Source organism: Phenylobacterium sp. RIFCSPHIGHO2_01_FULL_69_31 (genome assembly GCF_001824475.1).
GTDB lineage: Bacteria > Pseudomonadota > Alphaproteobacteria > Caulobacterales > Caulobacteraceae > Phenylobacterium.
Genome location: NZ_MHXN01000046.1, coordinates 44947 through 57546 on the forward strand (window position 1 = coordinate 44947; position 12600 = coordinate 57546).

The 12600-nt window shown below is 70.7% G+C and carries 12 protein-coding genes; 6 read left to right on the forward strand and 6 right to left on the reverse strand.

What is annotated here, in order from left to right:
* Window positions 1-39 precede the first annotated feature (39 nt).
* Entirely contained in the window at window positions 40-1404 is a 1365-nt protein-coding gene (locus A2790_RS23425; RefSeq protein WP_293397240.1) for an ATP-binding protein, read from the forward strand.
* A gap of 19 nt (window positions 1405-1423) precedes the next feature.
* A complete protein-coding gene (locus tag A2790_RS23430) occupies window positions 1424-1843 on the forward strand; it encodes a DUF2147 domain-containing protein (RefSeq protein WP_293397243.1) in 420 nt (139 codons plus the stop codon).
* On the opposite strand, the gene proC is transcribed toward A2790_RS23430, so the two are convergent.
* Window positions 1840-2634: a pyrroline-5-carboxylate reductase gene (gene proC, locus A2790_RS23435; protein ID WP_293397848.1), complete on the reverse strand. Its 795-nt coding sequence runs from the start codon at window positions 2632-2634 to the stop codon at window positions 1840-1842. The genes A2790_RS23430 and proC overlap by 4 nt on opposite strands.
* Before the next feature lie 125 nt (window positions 2635-2759).
* Here proC and A2790_RS23440 point away from each other — a divergent pair, with 125 nt between their 5' ends.
* Complete coding sequence (locus tag A2790_RS23440) at window positions 2760-4685, forward strand: S9 family peptidase (protein WP_293397246.1); 1926 nt, start codon at window positions 2760-2762, stop codon at window positions 4683-4685.
* A gap of 4 nt (window positions 4686-4689) precedes the next feature.
* Here A2790_RS23440 and A2790_RS23445 read toward each other — a convergent pair whose 3' ends face one another.
* The 4 genes from A2790_RS23445 to A2790_RS23460 all read right to left on the reverse strand — a co-directional run bounded on the left by A2790_RS23445 (window position 4690) and on the right by A2790_RS23460 (window position 7684).
* Entirely contained in the window at window positions 4690-6288 is a 1599-nt protein-coding gene (locus A2790_RS23445) for a methyl-accepting chemotaxis protein (RefSeq protein ID WP_293397249.1), read from the reverse strand.
* On the reverse strand, window positions 6288-6608 hold the full coding sequence (locus A2790_RS23450) for a hypothetical protein (RefSeq protein ID WP_293397252.1): 321 nt from the start codon (window positions 6606-6608) through the stop codon (window positions 6288-6290). Before A2790_RS23450 ends, A2790_RS23445 begins: the two co-directional genes overlap by 1 nt.
* Window positions 6609-6792: 184 nt before the next feature.
* Window positions 6793-7296: a YbjN domain-containing protein gene (locus A2790_RS23455; protein WP_293397255.1), complete on the reverse strand. Its 504-nt coding sequence runs from the start codon at window positions 7294-7296 to the stop codon at window positions 6793-6795.
* A 139-nt stretch (window positions 7297-7435) separates the two neighbouring features.
* Entirely contained in the window at window positions 7436-7684 is a 249-nt protein-coding gene (locus A2790_RS23460; RefSeq protein WP_293397258.1) for an accessory factor UbiK family protein, read from the reverse strand.
* A 116-nt stretch (window positions 7685-7800) separates the two neighbouring features.
* On the opposite strand from A2790_RS23460, the gene lgt reads away from it, so the two are divergent.
* Genes lgt through pgeF form a run of 3 tightly spaced genes read left to right on the forward strand, consistent with a single transcriptional unit; the run spans window position 7801 to window position 10521 of the window.
* Entirely contained in the window at window positions 7801-8703 is a 903-nt protein-coding gene (gene lgt, locus A2790_RS23465) for a prolipoprotein diacylglyceryl transferase (protein WP_293397261.1), read from the forward strand.
* Complete coding sequence (locus tag A2790_RS23470; protein ID WP_293397264.1) at window positions 8700-9755, forward strand: SAM-dependent methyltransferase; 1056 nt, start codon at window positions 8700-8702, stop codon at window positions 9753-9755. Before lgt ends, A2790_RS23470 begins: the two co-directional genes overlap by 4 nt.
* A 1-nt stretch (window position 9756) precedes the next feature.
* Window positions 9757-10521, forward strand: coding sequence for a peptidoglycan editing factor PgeF (pgeF, locus tag A2790_RS23475; RefSeq protein WP_293397267.1), 765 nt, complete (start codon window positions 9757-9759; stop codon window positions 10519-10521).
* On the opposite strand, the gene ybaL is transcribed toward pgeF, so the two are convergent.
* The gene (gene ybaL, locus A2790_RS23480) at window positions 10518-12476 is read right to left on the reverse strand and encodes a YbaL family putative K(+) efflux transporter (protein WP_293397270.1); all 1959 of its coding nucleotides are present in this window, start codon (window positions 12474-12476) and stop codon (window positions 10518-10520) included. The genes pgeF and ybaL overlap by 4 nt on opposite strands.
* Window positions 12477-12600 lie beyond the last annotated feature (124 nt).

Genomic DNA, 12600 nt, shown 5'->3' on the forward strand with positions numbered 1-12600 from the left:
CCTCCCCCGTCGTCTTCGCGGCGGGGGAGAAGCGAGCCCATGAAGCTGCCGTCCTCCACGCGCGTGCTCATGCGCTGGATGAAGCGGCGGCTGCCGTCGACTCTGTTCGCGCGGTCGCTGCTGATCATCGTCCTGCCGGTTGCCCTGATGCAGATCGCTGTTACCTACGTCTTCTTCGACGCCCACTGGCAGACGGTGACCGCCCGCCTGTCCGAGGGCCTGGCCGGCGACATCGCCTGGGCGGTCGAGAGCTATCGGGAGGACCCGACGCCGGAGAGCTTCGCCAAGCTCAGCCAGCGCGCCGAGGACTCCATGGGCCTGTCCATCGCGCTTCAGCCGGGCCGCAGCCTGCCGCTGCGCCGCCGCGATCCGCCAGTGCTGCTGGAGGCCTTCTTCGCCCCCATCGACCGCTCGCTGGACCGCGCGCTGAGCGAGCGCCTCGATGCGCCGTTCTGGTTCGACACTACCCGCTACCCCGCCTACGTGGACATCCGCGTGGGCGTGCAGGGCGGGGTGATGCGCGTGCTGGCGCCGCGCGACCGCGCCTTCGCCACCCAGGGTCACATCTTCGTCCTGTGGATGACCGTGGCGACCGTCCTGCTCACGGCCATCGCCCTGCTGTTCATCCGCAACCAGGTGCGCGCGATCGAACGGCTGGCCGACGCGGCCGAGGCGTTCGGGCGAGGGACGGACGTGCCCGCGTTCAAGCCGCACGGCGCGCGCGAGGTCCGCGCCGCCGCCACCGCCTTCCTCGCCATGCGCGGACGCATCCAGCGCCACATCGAACAGCGCACCGCCCTGTTGGCCTCGGTCAGCCACGACCTGCGCACGCCGTTGACCCGCCTGAAGCTCAGCCTGGCCCTCTCCGAGCAGACCAAGCGCACGGCCGACATGAAGCGCGACCTGAGCGAGATGGAGCACATGATCGACGAGTACCTGGCCTTCGCCCGCGGCGAGGGCGGGGAAGCCGCCGAGCCCGTAAAGCTGCGCCCGCTGATCGAGGCGGTGAGCGAAGGGGCCCGGCGGTTGGGCGCCGAGGTGGACGTGGCGGCCGACGCCGACCTGACGGCCATGGCGCGCCCCAGCGCATTGAAGCGGGCGCTGTCCAACCTGGTGATGAACGCCGCAGCGCATGGAGAGCACGTCGCGGTCACCGCCCGTCGCGCGCCGGACGGCGGCCTGGAGATCACGGTGGACGATGACGGTCCCGGCATCCCGGCCGATCAGCGCGAGGAGGCGTTCAAGGCCTTCGCCCGCCTGGACGAGAGCCGCAACCAGAACACCAAGGGCGTGGGCCTGGGACTGGCCATCGCCCGCGACGTCGCCCGCGGCCACGGTGGCGACATCGTGCTGGACCGCTCGCCGCTGGGCGGGCTACGAGCCGTGGTCAGGCTGCCGGGATAAACATCCAGGGAACTCCACGATGCGCGCTCTCATCCTTGCCGCCGGCCTCGCGCTGGCCGCCGCGCCCGCCTTCGCCGCCGACCCCGTCGAGGGCGAGTGGCTCACCCAGGCTGGGACCGCCAAGGTCCGCATCGGCCCCTGCCCCGGCAAGGCCGACCGGATGTGCGGCGTCATCTCGTGGGTGAAGAACCCCGCCGACGCCAAGGCGACCGACGTCAACAATCCCGATCCGAAGCTGAAGACCCGCACGATCCTGGGCCTGCCCATGATCCGCGACTTCAAGCCGACCGCGCCCGGGCGCTGGACCGGCGGCAAGATCTACGACCCCAATACCGGCAAGACCTACGACAGCAAGATCAGCGTGAACGGGACGGGCGCATTGAAGGTCGAGGGCTGCATCCTGATGGTCTGCCAGGCACAGACCTGGCGGCGCAGCTAGGCGCCGAGTTCCTTAGAGCGACGCACGGCGGCGGCCACCGCCTCGCGCATCAGGTCGGGCAGCGCCCCGTCCGCCAACAGCACGTCAAGGGCCGCCTGGGTCGTGCCGCCGGGCGACGTTACCTGCCGGCGCAGTTCGGCCGGATCCTCGCCCGTCCGGTTCAGCAGCGCGGCCGCCCCCGTGAGGGTAGAGCGGGCCAGCCGCTGGGCGTCCCGGGTCGACAGGCCGGCGGCGGCGCCTGCCGCTTCCAGCGCCTCGATGAACGCATACAGGTAGGCCGGCGACGAACCCGACACCGCCGTCGCCGCATGCATCAGGTTCTCGTCGGTCAGCGCCACCACCGCGCCCAGCGGCTCGAACAAGGCGTGGGCCCGGGCCAACGCCTCGGGCTCGTCCGCATAGAGGCTGGCCGTCCCTTGGCCGATCGCCGCCGCCGTGGTCGGCATCACCCGGGCCACACAGCGGCCGCCGAACTCCCGCGAGATATCCGCCGCCTTCACGCCGGCCGCGATGGACACGATGATCGCGCCCGACCCAAGCCAGGGCGCCACCTCCGCCGCCGCGTCGCGCCAGACCTGGGGCTTGACGCCCAGCACCACGGTCCGCGCCTGGGCCAGGTCCGAGTCGGGCGGATTGAGAACGGCCCCGGCGGCCTCGGCGGCCTTCGCAGCGGGCCCCGGATTCGGGTCGCGGATCATCAGGTCGGAGGCGGCGAAGGCGCCCGCGGCGAGCCACCCCTCGGTCATGGCCCCGCCCATGCGCCCGGCGCCCAGCATCAGGATCGGCGTGATCATGGCGGCAGCCTTAGCGGACCGCGCCCCGACGCAAAACCCCGAACGATGGTCCGCCGACTTCGATTGACGCGGGGCCCGCGCCGCGCTTGCCTCGCGCCTTCCGCTATTTGGGGGTTCCGTCGATGATATCTCGCGCGCTGCTGTTCGGTACGGCCCTGGCGCTGGCCCTGGGTTCGGCGAGCCTGGCGCAGCCGGCCAAGCGCGAGGTCGGGAACATCGTCTACGACGGCGCCCCGGCCACGCCGCCCGCGCTGCAGGCGGCCATCGCGCCGTACTACAATGCGCGTTCGGCGGTGTTCGAGGACTGGCTGCCCGACGGCTCGATGCTGATCGCCACCCGCTTCGGCGACACCAACCAGATCCACCGGGTCACGGCCCCCGGCGCGGCGCGCACCCAGCTGACCTTCTTCAATGAGCCGATCAGCGTCGCCCAGGTGCGCCCCGGGACCTCGACCTATCTCTATCCCCGCGACGTGGGCGGGGCGGAGTACTACCAGGCCTACCTGCGCGACCTGGCGGGCGCCGAGACCCAGCTCACGGCGCCGGGCACCCGCAACCAGGCCTTCGTATTCACCCGCGACGGCAAGAGCGTGGCCTGGGCGCAGGTGACGCCGGGCGATCCGAACTACGACATCGTCCTGGCCGACCCCTCGAATCCCGCCAGCCGGCGCACGGTGCTCGAAGGGACGGGCTCGATGTCGCCGCAGGACATCACGGCGGACGGCAAGACCATCCTGGTCAGCCGCTACTATTCCTCCACCCAGGTCGAGCTGTTCACCCTGGACGTGGCCAGCGGCAAGCTCACCCAGATCGGCCCCAAGCGTAAGGTTGGCTACCAGGGTGGGGCGTTCGTCGACGGGGGCGCGGCGGTGCTGACCCTTTCGGACGACGGCGCGGAACATACCCGGCCGGTGGTGATCGACCTCAAGTCGGGCAAGGTTCGCGACCTGGAGCCGGGCGCGAAGTGGGGCTCGGAGAACTTCGACCTCAGCCCCGACGGCAAGACCGTGGCTCTGTGGGTCAACGAGGAGGGCTATTCCACCCTGGTCCTCCGGGACGTGGCGAGCGGCAAGGTCCTGCCGGGTCCGAAGCTGCCCCAAGGCGTGCTGACCGGGGCGAAGTTCTCGCCCGACGGGTCGAAGATCGGCCTCAGCCTGTCCACGTCCACCAGCTCGGGCGACGTCTGGAGCTATGACCTGAAGAGCGGCCAGCTGGTCCGCTGGACCGAGAGCGAACTCGGCGGCCTGGATCCGGCCAGGCTCGTCGAGCCGCAGCTGTTCCGCTACCCCACCTTCGACGACCGGCAGATCCCGGCCTTCATCTACCGGCCCAAGTCGGCCAAGCCCGGCAAGCTGCCCGTGGTGATCCAGATCCATGGCGGCCCGGAAGGCCAGGAGCAGCCGAACTTCAACCCGCGCCGGCAGTCGTGGGTGAACGAGCTGGGCGCGGCGGTGATCATCCCGAACGTGCGCGGTTCCTCAGGCTATGGCCGCACCTATCTCGGCCTCGACAACGCCGAGAAGCGCGAGGACTCGGTGAAGGACATCGGCGCCCTGCTGGACTGGGTGGCCAAGCAGCCCGACCTGGACGCCAGCCGGGTGGCCGTCGTCGGCCAGTCCTATGGCGGCTACATGGTCCTGGCGGTGGCGGGCCACTACAACGACCGCATCGCCGGCGCGATCGACCTCTACGGCATCTCCGACTGGGTCACCTTCCTGCAGAACACCGAAGGCTACCGGCGCGACAATCGCCGGGCCGAGTATGGCGACGAGCGGGATCCGAAGATGCGGGCCGTCTTCGACCGCATCGCCCCCATCCGCATGAGCGACCGGATGAAGAAGCCCATGATGGTCTTCCAGGGCGCGAACGATCCGCGGGTGCCACGCACCGAGTCCGAGCAGATGGTCGCCAAGCTGCGGGCCCAAGGAACCGAGGTCTGGTACGTCCTGGCCAAGGACGAGGGCCACGGCATCTCCAAAAAGGCGAACCAGGAAGCGGTGCGGGCGACCGAACTGGTGTTCCTGAAGAAGGTGCTCGGGGTGGAGTGAGGCTTCAGGCCGCCCGTTTGCGAGCCGGCCGCGCGGCCGCGTCTCGTCCCACCTGGAAGTGCGCCACGAGCTGGGTCAGCCGCTCGGCGTCGCCCGAGAGGGCCTGGGTGGCCGCCGTGGCTTCCTCGACCATGGCGGCGTTCTGCTGGGTCACGCCGTCGAGGGCGTTCATGGCGGTGTTGACCTCCTGCAGGCTCACCGCCTGCTCCTCGGCCGAGGCGGTGATTTCGGCGATCGCCTCGCTGACCGCGGAGACTTCGGAGACGATCCGGGTCAGCGCCTCGCCCGTCTGCCCGACCAGGCGCACGCCGTCCCCGACCTGACCGGACGAGGTGGAGATCAGCGTCTTGATTTCCTTGGCGGCCTCCGCGGAACGCTGGGCGAGCGCCCGGACTTCCGAGGCGACAACGGCGAAGCCCTTGCCCGCATCGCCGGCCCGGGCCGCTTCGACGCCCGCGTTCAAGGCCAGCAGATTGGTCTGGAACGCGATCTCGTCGATCACGCCGATGATCTGGCTGATCTGGCGGGACGACTCTTCGATACTGGTCATGGCGGCCACGGCCGAGCGCACCACCTCGCCCGACCCCTGGGCCTGGGCGCGGGCGGCGCCGACGACGTCGCGCGCCTGGCGGGCGCCGGCGGCCGTGCGGCGGACGGTGGCGGTTATCTCGTCCAGCGCCGCCGCGGTCTCCTCCAGCGTCGCCGCCTGGTTCTCGGTGCGCTGGGACAGATGCGTGGAGGCGCTCGCAATCTCGCCCGCGCTGGAGCGAACCCGCGCATTGACGTCGACGATCGAGGCTAGGGTCGACTGCAGTTGCTCGGCGGCGGCGTTGAAGTCGCGCTTGAGCTGGCCGTACTGGTCCGGGAACGCAGCGTCGATCCGGTGGGTGACGTCGCCCTCGGCCAGCGCGCCCAGCGCCTTCGCCAGGGCGCCGACGACGGTGCGGGCCTCAGCCTCGCTGGCGCGCTGCACGGCCTCGCGCTCGGTGGCGGCCTGGGCTTCGCCAGCCCGGGCGGACTGGGCTTCGGCCATGGCCTGCTCGGCGCGTTCGCGGGCCTGGGAGGCCGTCTCCAGCATGTCGGCCGAGCGCGCGAACATCCGCACCAGATTGGCGCCGACCCAGATCAGCACGCCCGCCTCGACCAGCAGGATCACGGCGTGGACCAGCACGCGCTCGATGTCGCCGCCGCCCGGGAACACCGCCGCGGGCAGGATGAAAGACAGCAGCAGGTGGTGCGCCGCGACGACCGCCGTGGCCGCGGCGATCACCCGCCAGTCGCAATAGACGATCAGCACGGCCAGACCGGCGAAATAGGCCATGTGCATGTCGATCTGCCAGGCATGGCCCGAGAGGGCCCCGACCAGCAAGGAGATGCTCGCCATCAGCGAGACGCCGGCGGTTATCCGGACCGCAGGGCCTTCGCCCACGAGCTTGCGGACCAGCGTCGCGCCGCCCGCAACGGCCGCGGCCGCGCTGGCGAGCAGGACCCAGGCGCCGCCGGCGATCGCCGCCGCCGCGCCGATAAGCGGGACGAGCAGCCAGAGGCCGGTGATGACGAGGCGGTCGGCGAACTGCCGCTGCTGGCCGATGGTATCGAACATCAGGTCTCCTGGGGTGCACAGGCCGCGGAGCCGGCGGGCCCCACGGAGAACAGGGCGCCGGCCGCACGCAGTCGCGCCTGGACGCGGCCTTCCGGGTCGCGCACCACGACGATGAAGGGCGCCGCGCCCAGGTCCCGGATCGATCCGGCCTGGCCCGCCGCCGCGATCACGGCGGTGCGGGTCCACCAGGGCGGGAACACCCCCGCGGCCACGTAGGGGTCGGGCGTCCGGCTGGCGGCCAACAGGACGGCAGCCGTCGCCAGGACGGTCACCAGGGACACGCCCAGGGCCACGGTCGTTTCGCGGGCCGAACGCTTCATGCGTGCGGTATGGCGAGTGCTCTCTTTCGCGGAGCTTAAGCGTCGCTCGGCGAACGCGCGCCAGCGTTGTGCATGGCGGGTGTCAGCCGCAACCTCGAAGCGATCCTCACGGATCGCCGGGAAGTAAATTCAGATATTTCAGATCGTTAGCGCCGCGACAGGATGCCGCGGCGCAGGCAAGGGCTCAGGCCTCGCCGACCGTCTCGAACATGCAGGCGGCGATGGCCTCCTGCGGGGTCTTGGCGCCGCGCAGCAGGAAATCAAAGGCCGGGAAGAACCGGTCCGCCGCCTCGACCGCCACGTCGATCATCGCCGCGGCCTGCGCCAGGCTAGGCTGTTCGCCGGCCATCAGCGCCATGCCGTGCCGGAAGATGATCTCGCCCTCGTCCCACAGCTCGAAGTGGCCGAGCCAGACCCGCGGATTGATCGTGGCGATCAGCTCCTGCGCCGTCTGGCGCTGGGCCTTGGGCACCGCAAGGTCCATCGACAGGCAGAGCTGCAGGGTGTCGCCCTCCGGCCGCCAGGCGAACCAGAGCTCGTAGTCCTTCCAGTCGCCCGCGAGCGTGAAGGCGAGATCGCCGTCCTCGGTCCGGTCGAAAGGCAGATTCTCGGCGGTGAGCACATGCTCGACAACGTCGAGGGGGTCGTTCGTCAGGACGAGATTTTCGTCCGTCTGGGAGGTGTCCATTACGACCCCTTATGACTCGGACGGAGGGCGGAACGCCGCCCCCGAATCGTCCGCATGAAAGACCCTAGACCGTTTCTGGAGGTCAGTGTCACCGGGTTCTTGCGACACGCGAACAGCTTTCGCGTGGCGTGCACTGTTCTCACGAGCCTTTCGCGGCCTTTCGGGGCGATTTCGCGGCCTTCAGGGCCTCGATTTCCTGGCGAAGCGTGGCCACTTCGGCCTTGAGCGCGTCGTAGTCTTCCCGCCGCACCAGGTCCATTTCCGCCACCAGACGGTCGGTCTGGCTGCGGAACGCGGCCTTCGCCTCTTCGCCGGCGGCCTGGGCCAGGCCCATGGCGGCGGTGCTGAGTTTCGCGATCTCGTCGAGGATGGGGTTCTGCGTCTGCATTCTTGTCTTCTTTGGCCGAAACTGGCCCGTCCGTTCGTCTATATGGCCCTTCAGGGGATGAAAGCGAATGCCTTCTCCTCTAAGTCGCTGTTCTGAACGCAGGAGTCGCCTGAGAAGTGCCGTTCCCGAACATCGATCCGATCCTCGTGCAGCTCGGGCCTTTCGCCATCCGGTGGTACGCCCTGGCCTATGTGGCGGGCATCCTGCTGGGGTGGCGTTATGCCACGGGCCTGCTCCGGAACACCGCACTCTGGACGCACCGGCCGGCGCCGTTCACGCCGGAGCAGATGGACGACCTGATCCTGTGGATCGCCATCGGGGTGATCGGTGGCGGCCGTCTGGGCCACGTGCTGTTCTACACCCCGCTCTCGCAGACCCTGGCAGACCCGCTCAGCATCTTCCGGGTCTGGGAGGGGGGGATGAGCTTCCATGGCGGCGTCATCGGCGTCTCCCTCGCCATGATCATCTTCGCCTGGCGCAACAGGCTGGACCTGCTGCGGATCGCGGACGTGGTGGCGCCGGCCTACCCCATCGGCCACTTCCTGGGGCGCTGCGCCAACTTCATCAACGGCGAGCTCTGGGGGCGGGAGGCGCCGGGCCTGCCTTGGGGCTTCGTCTTCTGCAACGACCAGATCCGCGAAAGCTTCGGCTATTGCCCGGCGGGCGACGTCGTGCGCCACCCGAGCCAGCTGTACGAGGCCGCCTTCGAGGGGCTGATCCTGTTTCTCATCCTGCGCTGGGCCACGCACGGGGCGAAGCTGGGCAACCGACGCGGCGTGATCGCGGGCATCTTCGTCCTCTTCTACGGCATCTTCCGCATCGCGATCGAGACGGTGCGCGAACCCGACGCCGGCCTCGACAACCTGCCGCTGGGCCTCACCATGGGCATGATTCTGTCCGCGCCGATGGTGCTGGGCGGCCTCTATCTGATCTGGCGCGGGATGCGCGAACCCCTGCCGCCGGCCCTGCCCGCGGCGGGTGTCGAGCCCGACTCCCACCCCGCCAGCAAGCCTGCGTGAGCGCGGGCCTGCGCGAGCGGCTGGCGGCCCAGATCGCCCAGACCGGGCCGCTGACCGTCGCCCAGTACATGACCGCCTGCCTGCACGACCCGCAGGACGGCTACTATGCCACCCGGCCGGCGCTGGGCGAGGACGGCGACTTCATCACTGCCCCCCTGGTCAGCCAGATGTTCGGCGAGCTGATCGGCGTGTGGGCCATGTCCGTCTGGCAGGCGATGGGCGCGCCTTCGCGGTTCGTCCTCGTCGAGATGGGTCCCGGCGACGGCACGCTGATGAGCGACCTGCTGCGCGCCGCGCGGCTTCTGCCCGCCTTCCTGGAAGCGGCCGACGTCTGGCTGGTGGAGACGTCCGAGCCCCTCGCCGCCCTGCAGGCCGCGCGGCTTCCGGACGGCGTTCGCTGGGCGCAGAGCCTTGACGAGGTTCCCGGCGGCCAGCCGATGGTCCTGGTGGCCAACGAGCTCCTCGATTGCCTGCCCGTCCGCCAGTTCGTCCGTACGCCGGTGGGCTGGGCGGAGCAGGTGGTCGGGCTATCCGACGACCGGCGCCTCAGCTTCGGCCTCGTCCCCGCCCCCATCGCCCTGCCCGACGCCCGGGAGGGCGTGGTCTACGAGCGCTCCGCCGCGCAGGAGGCCCTCGGCGCGGCGATCGGCGAGCGGCTGGCGCGCGACGGCGGGGCGGCGCTGCTCATCGACTATGGACGCGACCAGCCGGGGTTCGGCGACACGCTGCAGGCGCTGGTCCGGCACGAGCGCGTCGATCCCCTGGCCTGTCCCGGCGAAGCCGACCTCACCGTCCACGCCGACTTCCCGGCCGTGATGGCGGCCGCCCGCAAGGCCGGGGCCGAGGCCGCCATCCTGACCCAGGCCGCCTTCCTGGCGCGGGCCGGGATCGGCGAGCGGGCCGAGGCCCTGGTCCGCGCCCGTCCCGATAAGGCCCCGGTGATCGGCCGCCAGCTCAACCGGCTGGTCGGCGGCGACCAGATGGGCGAACTGTTCAAGGTCTGCTGCATCCACTCTCCCGGCTGGACGCCGCCGGCGTTCGAGGAGGCCTGACGTGACCCAGCTCCCCGTGCTCACCTCGCCCTTGCTGGATCTGCCGGGCGTCCGCCACGCGTTCTTCACGCGCCAGGGCGGGGTCTCCACGGGAATCTACGCCAGCTTGAACGTGGGCGTGGGCTCCAACGACGACCCTGAGGCGGTCAGCGAGAACCGCCGCCGCGCCGCGGCCCACCTGGGCGGCGAGCTGGTCACCGCCTATCAGGTCCACTCGGCCACCGCCGTGGTCGCCGACGGTCCGTGGCCGGCAGGGCCGCCGCAGGCCGACGGGGTCGTCACCGCCACCGCCGGCGTTGTCTGCGGGGCGCTGGCCGCGGACTGTGCGCCGATCCTGTTCGCCGACGCCTCGGCCCGGGTGGTCGCGGCCGCCCACGCCGGCTGGAAGGGCGCCCTGACCGGGGTCGCCGAGCACGCCATCGCGCGCATGGAAGCTCTGGGCGCCCGGCGCGACCGGATCGTGGCCGCCGTCGGCCCCTGCATCGGTCCGGCCTCGTACGAGGTCGGGCTGGAGTATGTGCAGCGGTTCACGGACGCCGATCCCGCCTACGGACGCTTCTTCAGCGCCGGCGCGGCGCCCGACAAGCGCCAGTTCGACCTGCCGGGCTTCGTCCTCGCCCGGCTGCGCGCCGCCGGCATCGCCCAGTGCGAATGGATCGGCCGCGACACCTGCGCCGAGCCCGACCTGTTCTTTTCCAATCGGCGCGCCTTCAAGCAGGGCGAGCCGGACTATGGCCGCCTGCTCTCCGCGATCGTGCTGAACTAATAGACCGGCGCCAGGGCGACCAGGCTCAGACCCGCGGGCGTGAGGCTGATCCGGTCGCCGCCCAGGTCCGCCAGCAGGCCCTTCGCCTTGAGGCCGGCCGTGGCCACACGCAGCCGTTCCTCGCCGAACTTGCCGATCCGCTCGGCGCCCACGAACAGCGCGGCACGGTCGATCTCCTGGCCGACCGCAAAGCCGTCGAGCCGCGCGACGGACAGCAGCGCCCATTCGGCATCGTCCAGCAGCGGCCGCCCCTCCGGAGGTGGCGGCGGGGGCTCCGGCACAGCCTCCGGAGCCGCCGGGCGCTTGGCTCTTGCCGGCCGCGCCTTGGCCAGCATGGCCGCGGCCAACTCGCGCTCGCCCGAGACAGGCATGTCGCAACCGTGCTTCAAAAGGTGCTCGACCTCGGCCTCCGAATGGGCGCGCGCGATGATCTCCAGGTCCGGGTTCACCCGCCGCGCCTGCTCGGTCACGCCGCCGGCCTCGAAGCCGTCCGGGATGGTGCAGATCAGCCGATGGGCGGCCCGGGCTCCGGCCGCGGCGAGCACTTGTGGATCGGCGGCATGGCCGGCCAGCACCTCAAACCCTGCGTCCCGCGCGCGCCGGCGCGCCGCATCGTCGACCTCGACCACCAGGAACGGCCGCCCCGCCGCCTCCAATCCTTCGGCCACCGATGCCCCGACCCGGCCGAAGCCGACGACGATCACATGCTCGGTCAGGGCGGTCGGCAGGAAGTCATTGGCGGGCTCGGGCGCCTTGACCTCGGCGGCCGCGACCTTGGGCCGGGCGCGCATCACCGCGGCGAAGATCATCGGATTGAGCAGGATCGAGATGATGGCCCCGCCCAGGATCAGATCGCGGCCCTCCTCCGGCAGCAGCTTCAGGCCCACGCCGAGCCCAGCCAGGATGAACGAGAACTCCCCGATCTGGGCCAGGGACGCCGCGATGGTCAGGGCTGTCGAATTGTCGTGCCGGAACGCCCGCACGATAACGAAGGCGGCCAGGGACTTGCCGAGCACGATGATCGCCACGGTCGCGAGCAGGGCCCAGGACTGTTCCACCAGGACGTTGGGGTTGAACAGCATGCCCACCGAGACGAAGAACAGCACCGCGAAGGCGTCGCGGAGGGGCAGCGTTTCTTCGGCCGCCCGCTGGCTGAGCTCGGACTCGGCCAGGATCATGCCGGCGAAGAACGCACCCAGGGCGAACGAGACGTCGAACAGCAGGGCCGCCCCGAACGCCACGCCCAGGGCGATCGCGAACACGGCCAGCCGGAACAGCTCGCGCGATCCGGTGTGCGCCGCCCAATGCAGGATCCACGGGATCACGCGCCGGCCGACGATCAGCATGAAGGCGACGAAGGCGATCACCTTGCCGATCGTGATCGCCAGCGGGAGGACCCAGCCCTGCCCCGCGCCTTCGCCCGCGGGGACGATTGCGTCCGCCAAAGCGGGCAAGAGCACGAGGGCCAGAACCATCGCCAGGTCCTCGACGATCAGCCAGCCCACGGCGATCCGGCCCTTGTCGGTCTGCACGATCCGCCGCTCCTGCAGCGCCCGCAGCAGGACGACGGTGGAGGCGACCGAGAGCGCCAGCCCGAATACGAGCCCGGAGACCAGCGGCCAGCCCATGACGTGGGCCAGGACCATGCCCAGCAGGGTCGCCGCAGCCATCTGGCCCAGGGCGCCTGGAATCGCGATCACCCGGACCGAGAGCAGGTCCTTCAGGGAGAAGTGCAGGCCCACCCCGAACATCAGCAGAATGACGCCGATCTCGGCGAGCTCCTGGGCGAGCTCCTGGTCGGCCACGAAGCCAGGCGTGAACGGACCCACAAGGACCCCCGCCGCCAGGTATCCCACCAGCGGCGAGATCCGGAATCGATGAGCCAGCGCCCCCAGCCCGAAGGCGACGGTGAGGCCGGCGACGATGGTGGCGATCAGCGGGGTGTGATGGGGCATGCGTCTCCGAGGTTCGGGCGTCGAAACGTGGCGTCGGTCTTCGGCATAACCTCTTGGTTAGGGCGTGGCCAATAGCGCCCCCGTGATGGATCGCCGGATCGCCCCTTGCCCGCGCGCGATCCCC